Consider the following 16,619-nt stretch of genomic DNA (forward strand, 5'->3'; position numbering starts at 1 on the left):
AGACGGAGCGCACCGAATGCCGCGCATTGTAGCCTCAAGCCGTAGGACTGGCACCTAACCGATTTGCCGAGCCGAGCGACGAATCAGCCCGATGACCGGCAACAAGCCAACCAGCACAAGGGTCAGCGCCGGCAAAGACGCCCGCGCCCATTCGCCTTCACTGGTCATTTCAAAGATGCGGACCGCCAGGGTGTCCCAACCAAACGGGCGCATCAGCAAGGTGGCGGGCATTTCCTTGAGCACATCCACAAACACCAGCAGCGCTGCGCTCAACGTGCCCGGCAGCAATAACGGCAGATACACTTTGCAAAACAGTCGTGGGCCGCTCACGCCAAGGCTGCGTGCCGCTTCGGGCAGTGACGGACGGATTCGCGCCAGGCTGTTTTCCAGCGGCCCGTAGGCCACCGCCAGGAACCGCACCAGGTACGCCAGCACCAGTGCCGAAAGGCTGCCCAGCAGCAAAGGCTTGCCCGCCCCGCCCAGCCATCCGGAGAGCGGCACCACCAACTCGCGGTCCAGGTAACTGAACGCCAGCATGATCGACACCGCCAGCACCGAGCCTGGCAAGGCATAGCCGACATTGGCCAGGCTGATACCGGAGCGAATCGCGCGAGTGGGCGCCAGACGGTTGGCAAAGGCCAGTATCAGCGCCACGCTGACCGTGATCAGCGCTGCGATACCGCCCAGGTAAAGGGTATGCACGATCAGCCCGGTGTAACGTTCATCCAGGTCGAAGCGGCCACGCTGCCAGAACCACGCCACCAGTTGCAGCATCGGAATCACGAACGCACAGGCGAAGACCAAGCTGCACCACGCGCTGGCCGCCACGGCTTTGAACCCGCGCAGGTGGTACAACGCCTTGCCCCGTGGGCGCTCATTGCTCGGTCGGCTGGCCCCGCGCGCACGTCGCTCGCCATACAGCACCAGCATCACTACCAGCAGCAGCAGGCTGGCCAGTTGCGCGGCACTGGACAGGCTGAAAAAGCCGTACCAGGTTTTATAGATTGCGGTGGTAAAGGTGTCGAAATTGAACACCGAGACCGCACCAAAATCCGCGAGCGTCTCCATCAGCGCCAAGGCCACACCGGCACCAATCGCTGGCCGCGCCATTGGCAATGCCACGCGCCAGAACGCTTGCCATGGCGATTGCCCCAGCACCCGCGCCGCTTCCATCAAGCCTTTGCCCTGGGCCAGGAACGCGCTGCGCGCCAGCAGGTAGACATAGGGGTAGAACACCAGCACCAACACAATGACCACGCCGCTGGTAGAGCGTACCCGCGGCAAACGCAGCCCGGTGCCGAACCACTCGCGCAGCAGGGTTTGCACCGGACCGGCGAAATCCAGCAGGCCCACGAACACAAAGGCCAACACATAGGCAGGGATTGCAAAGGGCAACATCAGTGCCCAATCGAGCCAGCGCCGCCCGGGGAACTCGCACAGGCTGGTCAGCCAGGCCAGGCTGACGCCGAGCAGCGTCACGCCCAGGCCGACACCGAGCACCAGGGTCAAGGTGTTGCCCAGCAAGCGGGGCATCTGAGTGTCCCAGAGGTGCGACCAGATCTGCGGGTCGATGCTTTGCCAGGACAGCAGCAGCACGCTCAGCGGCAACAGCACCAGGGCGGCGACGCTGAAAACCGGCAGATACCAGCGACGTTGGGCGGGGTGGGCCAAGGAAAAGCTCTCAGAAAAATAAAGATGTTGAAGCGGCCACTAACCAATGTGGGAGCTGGCTTGCCTGCGATACAAGCACCTCGGTGTATCAGTGATACCGAAGTGATGCAATCGCGGGCAAGCCAGCTCCCACAGTCGAGCGGCGCAGCTTCAGTTCCAGCCAGCGCGATCCATCAGGCGAATCGCTTCGGCCTGGCGCTTGCCAGCCACTTCCACCGGCAAGGTATCGGCCACGAACTTGCCCCAGGTCGCCACTTCCGCCGATGGCGGTACCGCCGGGTTGGCCGGGAATTCCTGGTTGACGTCGGCGAAGATCTTCTGCGCCTCAGGCGTGGTCATCCACTCCACCAGCGCCTTGGCCGCTTCCGGGTGCGGTGCGTGCTGGGTCAGGCCGATGCCAGAGAGGTTCACATGCACGCCGCGGTCGCCCTGGTTCGGCCAGAACAACTTCACTGCCAGGTCTGGCTTCTGCTTGTGCAGGCGACCGTAGTAATAGGTGTTGACGATACCCACGTCGCACTGCCCGGCGTTGATCGCCTCCAGCACGGCGATGTCATCGGAGAACACGTCGGTGGAGAGGTTATTCACCCAACCCTTGATGATTTCTTCGGTCTTGGCCGCGCCATGGGTCTCGATCAACGTGGCGGTCAGCGACTGGTTATAGACTTTTTTCGCCGTGCGCAGGCACAGGCGGCCTTCCCACTGCTTGTCGGCCAGGGCTTCGTAGGTGGTCAGGTCGCCCGGTTTTACCCGGTCGGTGGAATAGGCGATCGTTCGCGCACGCAGGCTCAAACCGGTCCAGGCGTGGGCCGATGAGCGATATTGCAGAGGAATATTTTTGTCGATCACAGGAGAGGTGAACGGTTGCAGGATGCCCATCTGCTCGGCCTGCCAGAGGTTGCCGGCGTCAACGGTGAGCAGCAGGTCGGCGGTGGCGTTCTCGCCCTCGGCCTTGATGCGCTGCATCAACGGGGCTTCTTTGTCGGTAATGAACTTGACCTGTACGCCGGTCTTTTTGGTGTAGGCGTCGAAGACGGGCTTGATCAGTTCGTCGATACGCGAGGAGTAGACCACGACTTCGTCGGCCGCCTGCACGGTGGTGCTGCCGATCAGGGTGAGTGCCAGGGCAGTCAGGAGGCGCTTGGGTGCCAACATGGGTGCGGTCTCTCATTTGCAAATGGAGGGCAAATGATAAGGACTCACATTTGGTAACGCTTGGTGGAGGCGTTACCAGATGTTGCACAGCCAGAATATGCGCCGGAGCTGACGGCCTCATCGCGGGCAAGCCCGGCTCCCACAGAGGGTTGTATTGTCAGTTCAGGGTTTGGCGAGTTCGGGAAGATCGCCAGTCAATCCCAGTGCCTGGCGCACAAACACGGCTTTGGCTTCGGGCATCTGGTCGACGATTTTCAAACCCGCGTTGCGCAACCAGCGCAGCGGCAGTTGATCGGCCTGGAACAAGCGCTCAAAGCCTTCCATCGCCGCCATCAGCGCCAGGTTATGGGGCATGCGGCGCCGCTCGTAACGGCTCAGCACTTTCACATCGGCCAGGCGCTCGCCGCGCTCGGTCGCCGCCAACAGCACTTCGGCCAGCACGGCTGCATCGAGGAAACCCAGGTTGACGCCCTGCCCCGCCAACGGGTGAATGACGTGGGCGGCGTCGCCGATCAACGCCAGGCCTTCGGCCACATAACGTTTGGCATGGCGCTGGCGCAACGGTACGCACACACGCGGGTCAGCACTGAGCACGGTGCCCAGGCGCCCCTCGAAAGCACGCTCCAGCTCACGGCAGAAGCCTTCGTCATCCAGCGCCATCAAGCGCTCGGATTCGGCGGGCGTGGTCGACCAGACTATCGAACACCAGTCTTCCTGCCCATCGCGCACCAGCGGCAGGAACGCCAATGGGCCGGTGTCGGTGAAACGTTGCCACGCGGTGCGCTGGTGCGGCTGACTGCTGCGCACGCTGGTGACGATGGCGTTGTGCAGGTAATCCCATTCGCGGGTAGGTGTACCGGTCAGGCGGCGTACGGCGGAGTTGGCACCGTCGGCGGCCACCACCAGCGGCGCGCGCAGCTTGCGGCCGTCGGCCAGGGTCAACAACCAGTCATCGCCGGAGCGGCGCATTTGTTCCAGGCGCGCATTGGCCAGCAAGCCGAGGTCGCAGTCATGCAGGCGATCGAGCAAGGCATCTTGCACCACGCGGTTCTCGACGATATGCCCAAGCACCTCCGCATGCACGCTGGCCGCCGAGAAGTGGATCTGCCCAGTGCCGCTGCCGTCCCATACCTGCATTTCGCCATAGGGGCTGGCACGCCGCTCTACGATACCGTCCCACACGCCCAGGCGCTCAAGAATGCGCTGGCTGGCCGCCGACAGCGCGCTCACCCGCGGTTCAAACCCCGCAGCCGGTTCAAACGGCTTGACGCTCAACGGGCTGCCGTCGAGCAGCAGCACCTGCAGGCCACTGCCCTGCAACGCCAGCGCCAGGGCGCTTCCGACCATTCCGGCCCCGACAATCAGCACATCTGCGCGCATGTCCATATTCAAGCCTGTCTCGCTGGCGACTTGCGCCGCACATAAAGGGTTTTGTCGACCCGCGCCGCCAGAGTGCCGGAGCCGTCATGAATCTCGACCTTGAGGTGGGGCAGATATTTCTCGCCACCTGCGGTCTGGCGCCGGATTTCATCGAGCAAAGCGTCGTCGATGGAGAATTCGGCATACACCGGGCCTTTGCCCGGCGAGATGAAGTCGATACTCGCAGCCTTGTCCCACACGATGTAGTCGCGGCCCAGGTTCTCGATCAACAGCAACATGTAGAACGGATCGACCATCGAATACAGGCTGCCGCCAAATTGCGTACCGACGTAATTGCGGTTGTACCAACCCAGGCCCATGCGCACCTTGGCATGTCGGAAATCGGCACTCAATGCCTGCACCCGCACCCCGGCGCCGAGGTACGGCGGGTACAGGGTGAGGAACCAGCGCAACAGGCGCGCCTTGCCCACGCCTTGGGTTAGCCACTTATGCATCGGAACGCGTACCCAGGCCCATGGCCTGGCGGGCGAACCAGCGTTTGGCCGGTGGTAATAGGTCGAGGCCGAGCAAGCCCATATTGCGGCCCAGCGCCACCAACGGTTGGGCACTGCCAAACAGGCGCGTGACCTGGTCGGAGAAGCCTACGGTGAGTTGCTGGTCCAGGCGCTGGCGCTCGCGATAGCCTTGCAAGGTCGCCAGGTCACCCGGCACAGCAGGCCCGGCCAACAGGGCTTCGGCCAAGGCATTGGCATCGCGCAGGGACAGGTTGAACCCCTGCCCGGCAATCGGGTGCAGGCTGTGGGCGGCATTGCCGAGGACCACCAGGTGCGAACGCACTTGCTCTTCGGCTTCCACCAGGGTCAACGGGTACAGGTGGCGGGCGCCCACTTGCTTGAGGGTGCCCAGGCGATACCCGAACACACCCTGCAGTTCGCTCAGGAAGCTACGCTCGTCGAGGCTGGCCAGGCGCTGGGCGTCCATGCCGATGCGGGTCCAGACCAGCGCGCAACGGTTGTCCGGCAGCGGCAGCAAGGCCATGGGGCCTTCATCGGTAAAGCGCTCGAACGCCTCGCCATTGTGCGCTTCGCTCGGGGTGATGTTGGCGATCAGCGCGCTCTGGTTGTAGGGCCGGGTTTTCACGCCAATGCCCAGTTGCTCTCGCAGGCCGGAACGGCCGCCATCGGCCAGTACCGCAAGGTCGCATTCCAGCACGGTTTCATCGTTGAGGGTCAGGCGATAGCCATCGGGCAGAGGCTCCATGCGCGTGACTTCCGCCGGGCAACGCCAGCTCACCACGTCCTTGTCCAAGCCTTGCCACAGGCACTGGCCGAGCCAGGCGTTTTCCACCACATAACCCAGGGCTGGCACGCCCTCCTCCATCGCGGACAAACGCGCGGTGGAGAAGCGCCCACGGTCCGATACATGGATCTGCTTGATCGGCTCCGCACGTCGGGAAATGGCATGCCACAGGCCCAGCCGCTGGTAAATCTGGCGCGCGCCAAACGACAGCGCGGAAGAGCGCGCATCGTAGCTCGGCTGGTAGCTGTCGCCCGGTGCAAAGGGTTCGATCAGCACGATCTTCCAACCCCGCGCCTTGGCCCCGGCTTGCAATGCCAGGGCCAGGCTGGCGCCCACCAGGCCACCGCCGATAATCGCCAGGTTGACCCGGCTCATCGGGCAGCCGCCATCAACGCTTCGATCTCGGCAACGGTCTTGGGCACGCCGCCAGTCAGGATTTCACAGCCTTGCTTGGTCACTACCACGTCGTCCTCGATGCGCACGCCAATGCCACGCCATTTTTTTGCCACGTTCTGGTTGTCCGGGGAAATATAGATACCCGGCTCCACGGTCAAGGCCATGCCCACTTCCAGCACGCGCCATTCACCGCCCACTTTGTACTCGCCCACATCATGCACATCCATGCCCAGCCAGTGGCCGGCACGGTGCATGTAGAAGGCGCGGTAGGCTTCGCTGGCGATCAACTCGTCAACGTCACCTTGCAACAACCCCAGCTTCACCAGGCCCGCGGTGATGACCTGCACGGTCGCCTCGTGGGCCTGGTTCCAATGTTTGTTCGGCGCGATCTGCTTGAAGGCGGCTTCCTGGGAGGCCAGCACAATCTCGTAGATCGCCTTTTGCTCGGGCGAAAACTTGCCGTTGACCGGCCAGGTACGGGTGATATCGCTGGCGTAGCAATCGATCTCACACCCGGCGTCGATCAGCACCAGGTCGCCGTCCTTGAGCACTGCGTCATTCTGCTGGTAATGCAGGATGCAGCTGTTGCGCCCGGCGGCGACGATGGAGCCGTAGGCCGGCATTTTCGCACCGCCTTTGCGAAACTCGTAATCCAGCTCGGCTTCCAGGCTGAACTCATGCAGGCCGGCACGGCTGGCCTGCATCGCCCGCACATGGGCCGCACAGGAAATTCGCGCTGCCTCGCGCATCACCTTCACTTCTGCCGCCGATTTATACAGGCGCATATCGTGGAGCAAATGATCCAGGGCAACGAATTCGTTCGGCGGCTGGGCGCCCAGGTGTGCTTTGGAACGGATCACGTTGATCCACTCCATCACGTGCCGGTCGAACTCGGCATTGCTGCCCATGGCCGAGTACACGCGGTCGCGACCTTCGATCAGGCCGGGCAGGATGTCGTCGATATCGGTAATGGGGAAGGCGTCATCCGCGCCAAAGTCGCGAATCGCGCCCTCGGTGCCCGCACGCAGGCCGTCCCACAATTCGCGCTCGGCATTGCGCTCGCGGCAGAACAGCACGTACTCGCCGTGCTGGCGACCGGGCATCAGCACGATCACCGCTTCGGGCTCGGGGAAACCGCTCAGGTACTGGAAATCGCTGTCCTGGCGGTAAACATGCTCGACATCGCGGTTGCGGATGGCCACGGCGGCGGCCGGCAGGATCGCGATGCTGTTGGGTTCCATCTGCGCCATGAGCGCCTTGCGGCGACGGGTGTATTCCGCTTTGGGGATATGAATCATGGGCAGATGGGCTTCCTTTCTTTAGTGCAACGACGGCTTGGCAGCGACCGGCTCAGCGGACTTCCTGGTCTCGGTGAACAGCAGCAACGGCGCGACGCGCAGGTATTCCATGACTTCCATGTAGTCGCCTTCGCCATCTTCGGACTCTTCCAGGGCATCTTGCACCTGTGAGATCGCCGCCAGGTCCTGCAGCACTTCCTTGGCGTCGGTGCTCAGCTCCAGGCCGCCGGCATTCACGCCGAAACCGTGGAGGAAGCCCTGGCACCACTGGCCCAGGGCAGCAGCGCGCTCGGTGAGCGGCGCGTCATCGGTCGGCAGCAGCAGGACCACGGTGACGTCGTCACCGGTCAACTCGCCCTTGACCATCTCTTGCAGGCCGATCAACGCATTGCGCACGTTCTCGGTGGGTTCGGTTTCCAGCAACTCGGCCACATCGGCCAGCCAGTTGTCGGCATCAAAGCCCACACCGGTGCAACTGCGGCCCAACAGCACGCCGTGCAGTTCGGCAGGCGAGCAAGGGTGGCCGCTGGTGCTCAGCAGTTTGGAAAAAGCGTCGTACGGGGAATTCTGAATGGGCATGGTGAGCTAGGCGCCAGACGGCGCAATGTCTAGAATGGAGCGCTGTATCCTAGCACCGGCAGACGTACCAAGACTATCGAGGGCGTCAGATCGTTTATCCTGCAGTTGCCATTCATCAGACAAATCCAGTGGAACCCAATGGAAGACACCGACCTGCAAGCGCTGATGGCCAGACTCGAACTGCTAATTGATCGGGTCGAGCAACTTAAGAGTCAAAACGGACTCCTATTAGCTCAGGAAAAGACCTGGCGCGAGGAACGCGCTCACCTCATTGAAAAAAACGAAATCGCCCGGCGTAAGGTCGAATCGATGATTTCGCGCCTGAAGGCCCTGGAGCAAGACTCATGAGTTCAAGCAATAGCGTTACCGTGCAGATCCTCGACAAAGAATATTCGATCATCTGCCCCCAGGAAGAACGCAGCAACCTGGTGAGCGCTGCCCGCTACCTGGACGGCAAGATGCGCGAAATCCGCAGCAGCGGCAAAGTGATTGGCGCCGACCGCATCGCTGTGATGGCCGCGCTGAATATCACCCACGACCTGCTGCATAAGCAGGAGCGCCCTGACGTACAGGCCAGTGGTTCGACGCGCGAGCAGGTGCGTGACCTGCTTGATCGCGTGGATCTGGCGCTTTCCACCGATTCAGACACACCCAAGGGCTGATTGCCGAGCGGGTTTAAGGTATACTCGCCCCACTCCCTGGCGTGTTTGCCAGTCGGCGATGTCCCTGAGCCGATTCGCACTACCCTGGAAGTTGCACGTTGGGCTGGTGTGCATGTCCGCTAGACGGAAAGCCTTAAAGCCTACTGCTTCTTCCACCTTGAACTTTCGGGTTCAAGGGCTAAGTCGACAGCGGCTCTGTCGGGGAGCCTGAATTCCCAAACTCAATGCCAGTCCCCGGACTGGCATTGTTTTATGAGCCGAAAATCATGACCGAACCTGCGCCGCTATCTCGTCCGCAACTTCGACGCATGTTGCGCAAGGCCCGCCGCGCCCTCACGCCAAGCGAGCAGCGTCAGGCCGCTCAGGGTCTGTACCGGCAACTGGCACAGCACCCGCTGTTTCGCCGGGCCAAACATATCTCTTTATATTTGCCCACGGATGGTGAAATCGATCCGCGCCTGCTGCTGCGTGCGGCCCAGCGCCGCGGCAAAGCCACTTACCTGCCGGTGCTCAGCGCCTGGCCGCGCACCAAGATGGTGTTTCAGCGTGTACGACCTGGGGATAAGTTGCTGCCAAACCGCTTTCGCATCCTTGAACCACGGGTCAATGCCCATCGTCAGCGCCAGGTCTGGGCGCTGGACCTGGTGTTATTGCCGCTGGTGGGGTTCGACGATGTGGGTGGGCGCCTGGGCATGGGCGGCGGGTTCTACGATCGCAGCCTGGCCTATCTTGCCCGCCGCCAGAGCTGGCGCAAGCCAACGCTGCTGGGGCTGGCCCATGAATGCCAGAAAGTCGAACGCCTGGCGCAGGCGAGTTGGGATGTGCCGTTGGCGGGGACGGTGACTGATACGCAGTGGTATGACGCACAAACGCCGCTGGAAACAGCGGCGCCTTGGTGAATGCTTGAGTTAACGCTTGAACGGTTGCGGCTGCTGCTGAGCCAGTTCAACCGGTGCATCGGTTTTGTTCGACCACAGGCTCTGGGCATAACCGGTGGTCACGACGCCCAGACCAAACAAAATAACCAAAATCCATAGTAAATCCGGCTTACGTTGCATCGATTGCCCCCCTTTCAGGCACCTCGTACACGATGACAACAACGTTCCAAAGTAGTCCGTTGCAGCTGCGTCAAGCTTAAAAGCGCGCATTCTGCGGTAACGTGATCCAACACGCAAACCTTGACGCCAACCGACTGTCGGTTTGTCATGCAATAGCCCGACAACTTGCCCAATGCCTTTTTCAGGAGCCCAACCATGGCCTACTGGCTGATGAAATCCGAGCCCGACGAACTCTCCATCAACGGCCTGGAAAAGCTCGGCGAAGCGCGCTGGGACGGGGTACGCAACTATCAGGCGCGCAACTTTTTGCGCGCCATGGCCGTGGGCGACGAGTTTTTCTTCTATCACTCCAGTTGCCCGGAGCCAGGGATTGCCGGCATCGGCAAAATCATCCGGGCCGCCTATCCGGACCCCACTGCGCTGGAACCAGAAAGCCACTATTTCGACGCCAAGGCCACCCCGGAGAAAAACCCGTGGAGCGCGATCGATGTCGCACATGTGCAAACCTTCTCCAAGGTGCTGGGCCTTGGCTATCTAAAGCAGCAAACTGCACTGGCTGAAATACCGCTGGTGCAAAAGGGCAGTCGGCTTTCGGTCATGGCGGTCACACCGGAGCAGTGGGCAGCGGTCCTGCAGTTGCTTTAATTGACACTGGCTTCTTGCGGTGCCTGTCAGGGCCTCTTCGCGGGCAAGCCCGCTCCCACACTGGAAATGCGAGCCCCTGTGGGAGCGGGCTTGCCCGCGATAGTCGCGCAGCGACTTACTGGATGATCAGGTTGTTGAACAGCAGGTCTTCTACCACTGGCTTGCCGGTTTCATCGTTCATCACCTGCTGCGTTTGCTTCAACGCTTCCTGACGCAGCTTTTCCTTGCCTTCCACACTGCTCATGGTCTCGTTGGTCTGCTGGGTAAACAGCGCGACCAGTTGGTTGCGAATCAACGGGTCGTTGGCCTTGACCAGCTTCGCCGCCTCATCACCGGTCACGCGCAGTGCAATGTCGGCCTTGTAGACCTTGAGCTTGGCGGTGCCATCCAGGCCGTAATTGCCCACGAACGGCGGGCTCAGGCTGATATAGCTGACCTTCGGCGCCTCGCCCTCTTTGGCCTCTTCGGCCTGGGCTGCCATCGGCAAGGTCAGGGCCAGCATCAACAGGATCCACGCTTTCACAGTTCATTCCTCGAATTCGGTTGCCGGGTAGCATAACGCTAGCAAGGCTGAGCACAAGCTTATGGGGGCTTATCAGGCGCGGGCATGCTCGTTGACCCACGGGCGTTCCCTCCTACACTTATCGGCCACGACGCCAAAAGGAATAGTCCGATGAAAGCTGTGCTGTGCAAAGCCTTCGGCCCCGCCGAAACCCTGGTGCTGGAAGAGATCGCCAGCCCCGCGATCAAGAAGAACGAAATCCTGTTGGACGTGCACGCGGCCGGGGTGAATTTCCCGGACACCCTGATCATCGAAGGCAAATACCAGTTCAAGCCGCCCTTTCCGTTCTCACCCGGTGGCGAAGCGGCAGGCGTGGTCAGTGAAGTGGGTGAGAAAGTCAGCCATCTGAAAGTCGGTGACCGTGTGATGGCGCTGACCGGCTGGGGCAGCTTTGCCGAGCAGGTCGCGGTGCCCGGCTATAACGTGCTGCCGATCCCGCCGAGCATGGATTTCAACACCGCCGCCGCCTTCAGCATGACGTACGGCACCTCCATGCATGCGCTGAAACAACGCGCCAACCTGCAACCCGGCGAGACCTTGCTGGTGCTTGGTGCGTCCGGCGGCGTGGGCCTGGCCGCCGTGGAGATCGGCAAGGCCATGGGCGCCCGGGTGATTGCCGCCGCCAGTAGCGCCGACAAGCTCGCAGTGGTCAAGGCCGCTGGCGCCGATGAGCTGATCAACTACAGCGAAGCCAGCCTCAAGGATGAGGTCAAGCGTCTGACCGATGGAAATGGCGCTGACGTGATTTACGACCCGGTGGGGGGCGACCTGTTTGACCAGGCCATTCGTTCGATCGCCTGGAATGGTCGGCTGCTGGTGGTGGGTTTCGCCAGCGGGCGTATTCCTGAACTGCCGGTGAACCTGGCGTTGCTCAAGGGCGCAGCGGTGGTCGGGGTGTTCTGGGGTTCGTTTGCCCAGCGCCAACCGCAGCACAATGCAGCGAATTTCCAGCAGTTGTTCACCTGGTATGGCGAGGGCAAGCTCAAGCCGTTGGTGTCGCAGGTGTATCCGCTGGAACAGGCAGCACAGGCGATCAATGATCTGGGACAGCGCAAGGCAGTGGGTAAAATAGTTGTCCAAACCCGATAACACACCTGAAATGCAATCCATGTGGGAGCTGGCTTGCCTGCGATAGCGGTGGGTCAGCTGCTACAGATGAAGCTGAAAGACCGTCATCGCAGGCCAGCCAGCTCCCACAGTAGTTACTTCGCGGTCTTAGGACCTAACCACGACCATCACTTATCTATAGGCGACATGTTCGTAAAAGAACATGCAATTGCTCGCGTTTCCTGTGTTTGCGGATAAGAGGCGATGCTATTTTCGGTAACGAAACTGTAACATTCGCATCCGCAGTCAAAACAAGAAATTTGGAGCTCTTGAATGTTTGCTTTCTTTCGTCCTGCCGCACACCAGGCGCCCCTGCCTGAAGAAAAAATAGACAGTACCTACCGACGGCTGCGCTGGCAGATCTTCGCGGGTATTTTCTTTGGTTACGCCGGTTACTACCTGCTGCGTAAAAACTTCTCCCTGGCCATGCCCTACCTGATCGACGAGGGTTACACCCGCGGTGAACTGGGCCTGGCGATGTCGGCGATCGCGATTGCCTACGGCTTGTCCAAATTCCTGATGGGCCTGGTGTCCGACCGCTCCAACCCACGTTACTTCCTGCCCTTCGGCCTGCTGGTTTCGGCGGGGGTGATGTTCATTTTCGGTTTCGCACCTTGGGCAACGTCCAGCGTGACCATGATGTTCATTTTGCTGTTCATCAACGGCTGGGCCCAGGGCATGGGTTGGCCGCCAAGTGGGCGGACCATGGTGCACTGGTGGTCGCAGAAAGAACGCGGCGGCGTGGTGTCCGTGTGGAACGTGGCGCATAACGTCGGCGGTGGCTTGATCGGCCCGCTGTTCCTGCTGGGCATGGCGTGGTTCAACGACTGGCATGCGGCGTTCTATGTACCGGCCACCGTGGCCTTGGCGGTGGCAGCGTTTGCCTTCATCACCATGCGCGACACACCGCAATCGGTGGGCCTGCCGCCTATCGAGCAGTACAAGAACGATTACCCGGAAGGCTACGATGCCAGCCACGAAGACGAATTCAGCGCCAAGGAAATCTTCGTCAAGTACGTGCTGCGCAACAAAATGCTCTGGTACATCGCCTTCGCCAACGTGTTTGTCTATCTGCTGCGCTACGGCGTACTGGACTGGGCGCCGACCTACTTGAAAGAAGCCAAGCACTTCACGGTCGATAAGTCGTCCTGGGCGTACTTCTTCTACGAGTGGGCAGGTATCCCGGGCACGCTGCTGTGCGGCTGGATGTCGGACAAGATCTTCCGTGGCAACCGCGGCCTGACCGGTATCGTGTTCATGGCCCTGGTGACAGTGGCCACTCTGGTTTACTGGCTCAACCCGCCGGGCAACCCGATGATCGACATGATTGCGCTGTTCTCCATCGGCTTCCTGATCTACGGCCCGGTGATGCTGATCGGCCTGCAGGCATTGGAACTGGCTCCGAAGAAGGCCGCCGGCACCGCAGCGGGCTTCACCGGTCTGTTCGGTTATCTGGGCGGTTCGGTAGCGGCAAGTGCGGCCATGGGCTACACGGTCGACCATTTCGGCTGGGACGGTGGTTTCGTGCTGCTGATTGGTGCGTGCGTACTGGCGATCGCGTTCCTGATCCCCACGCTGTGGCACACCAACAGTGTCAGCTCGGCGCGTTAATCGCCCGGGCAGCCCTTGGCACAACGCTTGAGCCGCGCCTCCAGGTTTTTATCTGGCATGGCGTGGCTACGCAGGGCGTTCACGGTCTGCTCGACATAATCGCGAGTCGTGCCGTAACGCCCGCAAGCGCTTTGCAGTACATGATTAAGCACGATATCAGGCAAGTTGCCAGCATAGCTGGGCAAATGCCGCTCCAACACAAACCCCAACGCCTGCACGGTACTGCCATCTTGCAATCGGCAGCTGAGCCAGTGCGGCCGGTAAGAGGGGTAAGGCATCTCGCGTTGCCACAGGGCATACAGCGAGGCCTCCAACTGATCTTCCGGCAAACGGTAGGCGAACCCGCTGCAGGAACCACCGCGGTCCAGCCCGAACACCAACCCCGGCAATTCCGGCGTACCCCGATGCTCGTGTGACCACAAATACAAGCCACGGTGATAACCGTGAACCCGTGCACGCACCCGCTCGGTCGACGAGCACTCAGGGCGCCAGATCAGCGAACCATACGCAAACAGCCACACCGGCCCACCCTTGTGCCGAGCCATGGTGGCTTGCATCGAGCTCATCAATTGTTCGTGAGTGAGTTGCGGCCCCAGATCGAGCCGCGGAGGGTAAGCCAATTGCAGAAGATCGGTTTCAATGGCGGTCATGGCGAAAAGCGGTGCGCCTCCTGTGTGTTACCAGTTGTAAGCGACTTTACCGTAATAGAACGCGCCGCTGTAACCGTACGGCGAAAAAGTGCTGTAGGCGAGGTTGCCGCCGCTGCTGGCGAAGGCGTTAACCTTCTCCGGGTACTTATCGGTGACGTTGTCGCCGCCCAGGGTGAAGGTCCAGTTCTTCAACTTGTAATCCGCCGACAGGTCCAGCACCCAGGCGGCCTTGAAGGTCTGATCGTTGACCTTGTCCGTCTGATAACTGGTGAACTCACCATAGCGCACCAGGTTAGTGTGCAGCGCCCAATTACCGAAGGTGAAGTCATTGCCCAGGCTCAGCTTGTGCTGGGGCGTGGTATCGCCCAGCAAACCGATACGCTCGCGGCGGTCCACCCGCACCAGGTTGGCCCCCAGGCTGTCGAGAATCGCGGGGTTGGCTTTCACGTCGGTGACTTTGGTGTGGTTGTAGTTGTAGCCCACGGTACTGTTCCAGCGAATGCCGTTATCGAGCTGGTAGCGATAGTTGGCTACCAGATCGACGCCATCGGTGCTGGTGTCCGTGGCGTTGGTGAAGTAACGGGCCGTGGTGTAGTTGATATTGCCGACGCCATTGGCTTGCAGGTAGGCCACCGTGGCCGGGTTGAGATTGAGGTTGGACGACAGGCTGATGCGGTCGCGGATGTCGATGCGGTACACATCGAGCGTGACGGTCAGGTCATCGGCCGGCTCGAGCACCAGGCCGAGGCTGTAGTTGCGCGACTTTTCGGCCTTGAGGTCTTCGGCACCCAGCAGGCGCGCGACCTGACTGTTGGCCGGGAAGGTGCCGGCTTCCTGGATGGTGCTACCGATCAACTGCGATGAGGTGTAGGCAAAATTCTGCTGGGCCAGGGACGGCGCACGGAAACCGTTGGAGATGCTGCCGCGCACGGCCACCTGGGGGGTGAAGTCGTAGCGGGCCGACAGCGAGCCGCTGACGTTGGAACCAAAGTCACTGTAATCCTCATGGCGCACGGCAGCCGAGGCGCTGAGCTTTTCGGTGAAGTTGGTTTCCAGGTCCAGGTACTGCGCCCAGTTTTGCCGCGTGCTGGTACCGGCATCGGCATCGCGGAAACCACCCAGGCCGGAGCTGCCGGTCTGGTAATAGGACGCGGGCTCGCCCGCCTCGATTTCATAGCCCTGATGCAGGTACTCACCGCCGAACGCCACAGAGACCGGATACGGCAGAAAGCCCACATCGAATTCGCGGGACAGGTCCAGGCTGACTTGCTTCTGATCGTTGCTCAGTGTGCCGTTATCGAATTTACGCGGCGTCGCCAGGCCCAGTGAGGTGTTGATGGTTTCAGTCCCCAGTTCGTACTGGTTCTTGCCGTAGTTGGCCGACAAGTCGTAATGCCAGTCGTAGGCCAGCAGGCCGCGCAAGCCCACCACCAGCGAGGTGTCTTGCAGGTTGCCTTTGATCAGTGGCAGATAGCCGTTGGGGTTGAGCGCCTTGATGTTGTTGGACGCGTTGCTTGCCCGGTAGAAGGCTGCCGTTTCACCGCGCCGCTTGCTGTAGCCACCGAAGGTGTAGAACTCGGCGGCATCGTTGAAGGCATACTCCGAGTTGAACTGGAATTTGCCTTCATTGGTGGCCGGCTCACCTTGGCGGAACACACGCTGGCCGTAAGTAGTAGAGCCGATGCTGCCGGGGCGGTAGTCGTTGCCGGCGCGGTTGGTGTAATCGTTGTCGGCGCCTTCGGCAGACAGGTTGATAAAGCCATTGTCGCCCAATGCCAGGCCCGTATTACCGCTGACATTACGCTGGATGCCGTCACCCTTTTTGTACTCGCCAAACTTGCTGGAAACCGAGCCGCCATGGTCGGCGTGCTTGAGGATCACGTTGATCACCCCGGCGATCGCATCGGAGCCGTAACGGGCAGAAGCGCCGTCGCGCAGCACCTCGATATGGTCCACCGCCGACAGCGGGATGGCATTCAAGTCTGCCGGAGCCGAACCGCGCCCAACCGCACCGCCCAGATTGACGAAGGCACTGGTATGGCGACGCTTGCCGTTGACCAGTACCAATACCTGGTCCGGCGACAAGCCGCGCAACTGCGCCGGACGCACGAGTTCGGCGCCGTCCACCAGGCTTGGTCGGGGGAAGTTGATCGACGGAATCAGGCGCGCTAATACGGCACCCAGCTCATCGGAGCCGGTGCTGCGCAGGGTTTCACCGGAGATTACGTCGATTGGCGACAGCGATGCACTGGCGGTGCGCTCTTGGGCGCGGGTGCCGGTGACGATCACGGTGTCGAGTTTAGGTGCATCAACCGCAGAAGTTTCGTCTGCCAGAACTGGATTGAATCCCACAACCGTCAGCAAATTTGCCGACAAAATCGCCGTGTATAGCGCGTGTTTCCTGTAGCTCCCCATACCGCTCCCCTTTGAATCAAAAATAGAACTGCAATACGCGAAGTTCGTACGATCGATCCGGCTGGCGGGCGGTGGCGGTCAGTATCTGGTTATGGTCGATGAAGTCGGTAGTCCGTTGCGATATAGCTTAA

General features: G+C 61.1%; 17 protein-coding genes and 1 other RNA gene. 7 read left to right on the top strand and 11 right to left on the bottom strand.

All coding sequences use genetic code 11. The features are described from left to right. Positions 1 to 54: 54 nt before the first annotated feature. From AC07S6_RS06555 to AC07S6_RS06585, 7 genes are all read right to left on the bottom strand, one after another. Positions 55 to 1,671 carry an ABC transporter permease gene (locus AC07S6_RS06555; protein ID WP_020301817.1) on the bottom strand — a complete coding sequence of 539 codons (1,617 nt, stop codon included), beginning with the start codon at positions 1,669 to 1,671 and terminating at the stop codon, positions 55 to 57. 150 nt (positions 1,672 to 1,821) lie between these two features. After that, complete coding sequence (locus AC07S6_RS06560) at positions 1,822 to 2,826, bottom strand: extracellular solute-binding protein (protein WP_014720404.1); 1,005 nt, start codon at positions 2,824 to 2,826, stop codon at positions 1,822 to 1,824. Positions 2,827 to 2,988: 162 nt separating this feature from the next. Continuing rightward, entirely contained in the window at positions 2,989 to 4,206 is a 1,218-nt protein-coding gene (locus tag AC07S6_RS06565; protein ID WP_259284794.1) for a 2-octaprenyl-3-methyl-6-methoxy-1,4-benzoquinol hydroxylase, read from the bottom strand. Between the two features lie 8 nt (positions 4,207 to 4,214). Then, complete coding sequence (locus AC07S6_RS06570) at positions 4,215 to 4,700, bottom strand: DUF4442 domain-containing protein (protein WP_495111949.1); 486 nt, start codon at positions 4,698 to 4,700, stop codon at positions 4,215 to 4,217. Continuing rightward, complete coding sequence (gene ubiH / locus AC07S6_RS06575; protein WP_495111950.1) at positions 4,693 to 5,880, bottom strand: 2-octaprenyl-6-methoxyphenyl hydroxylase; 1,188 nt, start codon at positions 5,878 to 5,880, stop codon at positions 4,693 to 4,695. Before ubiH ends, AC07S6_RS06570 begins: the two co-directional genes overlap by 8 nt. Next, positions 5,877 to 7,199, bottom strand: coding sequence for a Xaa-Pro aminopeptidase (gene pepP / locus AC07S6_RS06580; RefSeq protein ID WP_034129009.1), 1,323 nt, complete (start codon positions 7,197 to 7,199; stop codon positions 5,877 to 5,879). The genes ubiH and pepP overlap by 4 nt, the downstream gene beginning before the upstream one ends. A 21-nt stretch (positions 7,200 to 7,220) precedes the next feature. Further along, on the bottom strand, positions 7,221 to 7,778 hold the full coding sequence (locus AC07S6_RS06585) for a YecA/YgfB family protein (protein ID WP_034129010.1): 558 nt from the start codon (positions 7,776 to 7,778) through the stop codon (positions 7,221 to 7,223). Positions 7,779 to 7,916: 138 nt separating this feature from the next. Between AC07S6_RS06585 and AC07S6_RS06590 the strand changes: the two genes are divergently transcribed. The 4 genes from AC07S6_RS06590 (at position 7,917) to AC07S6_RS06605 (ending at position 9,339) form a co-directional block, all read left to right on the top strand. Then, a complete protein-coding gene (locus tag AC07S6_RS06590; RefSeq protein WP_003177365.1) occupies positions 7,917 to 8,126 on the top strand; it encodes a TIGR02449 family protein in 210 nt (69 codons plus the stop codon). Further along, positions 8,123 to 8,440 carry a cell division protein ZapA gene (locus AC07S6_RS06595; RefSeq protein ID WP_054895993.1) on the top strand — a complete coding sequence of 106 codons (318 nt, stop codon included), beginning with the start codon at positions 8,123 to 8,125 and terminating at the stop codon, positions 8,438 to 8,440. The genes AC07S6_RS06590 and AC07S6_RS06595 overlap by 4 nt, the downstream gene beginning before the upstream one ends. Before the next feature lie 30 nt (positions 8,441 to 8,470). Beyond that, positions 8,471 to 8,649, top strand: a non-coding RNA gene (ssrS, locus tag AC07S6_RS06600) — 6S RNA. Positions 8,650 to 8,706: 57 nt separating this feature from the next. Beyond that, entirely contained in the window at positions 8,707 to 9,339 is a 633-nt protein-coding gene (locus AC07S6_RS06605; RefSeq protein WP_034129012.1) for a 5-formyltetrahydrofolate cyclo-ligase, read from the top strand. A 9-nt stretch (positions 9,340 to 9,348) separates the two neighbouring features. Here AC07S6_RS06605 and AC07S6_RS06610 read toward each other — a convergent pair whose 3' ends face one another. Continuing rightward, positions 9,349 to 9,498: a hypothetical protein gene (locus AC07S6_RS06610; RefSeq protein WP_010207387.1), complete on the bottom strand. Its 150-nt coding sequence runs from the start codon at positions 9,496 to 9,498 to the stop codon at positions 9,349 to 9,351. A gap of 195 nt (positions 9,499 to 9,693) precedes the next feature. Here AC07S6_RS06610 and AC07S6_RS06615 point away from each other — a divergent pair, with 195 nt between their 5' ends. After that, the gene (locus AC07S6_RS06615; protein ID WP_495111951.1) at positions 9,694 to 10,143 is read left to right on the top strand and encodes an EVE domain-containing protein; all 450 of its coding nucleotides are present in this window, start codon (positions 9,694 to 9,696) and stop codon (positions 10,141 to 10,143) included. A gap of 115 nt (positions 10,144 to 10,258) precedes the next feature. Here the strand turns inward: AC07S6_RS06615 and AC07S6_RS06620 are convergent, their stop codons facing one another. Further along, entirely contained in the window at positions 10,259 to 10,666 is a 408-nt protein-coding gene (locus tag AC07S6_RS06620) for a flagellar basal body-associated protein FliL (RefSeq protein WP_014720413.1), read from the bottom strand. Positions 10,667 to 10,816: 150 nt separating this feature from the next. On the opposite strand from AC07S6_RS06620, the gene AC07S6_RS06625 reads away from it, so the two are divergent. Further along, positions 10,817 to 11,794 carry an NADPH:quinone oxidoreductase family protein gene (locus AC07S6_RS06625; protein ID WP_495111952.1) on the top strand — a complete coding sequence of 326 codons (978 nt, stop codon included), beginning with the start codon at positions 10,817 to 10,819 and terminating at the stop codon, positions 11,792 to 11,794. Positions 11,795 to 12,085: 291 nt separating this feature from the next. Beyond that, positions 12,086 to 13,423, top strand: coding sequence for a glycerol-3-phosphate transporter (glpT, locus tag AC07S6_RS06630; RefSeq protein WP_003195321.1), 1,338 nt, complete (start codon positions 12,086 to 12,088; stop codon positions 13,421 to 13,423). Here the strand turns inward: glpT and AC07S6_RS06635 are convergent. Together AC07S6_RS06635 and AC07S6_RS06640 are read right to left on the bottom strand one after the other, a co-directional pair. Then, a complete protein-coding gene (locus tag AC07S6_RS06635) occupies positions 13,420 to 14,073 on the bottom strand; it encodes a gamma-glutamylcyclotransferase (RefSeq protein ID WP_054895996.1) in 654 nt (217 codons plus the stop codon). The two genes, glpT and AC07S6_RS06635, sit on opposite strands and share 4 nt — an antisense overlap. 27 nt (positions 14,074 to 14,100) lie before the next feature. Continuing rightward, positions 14,101 to 16,488: a TonB-dependent receptor plug domain-containing protein gene (locus tag AC07S6_RS06640; protein WP_495111953.1), complete on the bottom strand. Its 2,388-nt coding sequence runs from the start codon at positions 16,486 to 16,488 to the stop codon at positions 14,101 to 14,103. Positions 16,489 to 16,619: the final 131 nt, after the last annotated feature.

Source organism: Pseudomonas sp. GW821-FHT07B01, from assembly GCF_059419065.1.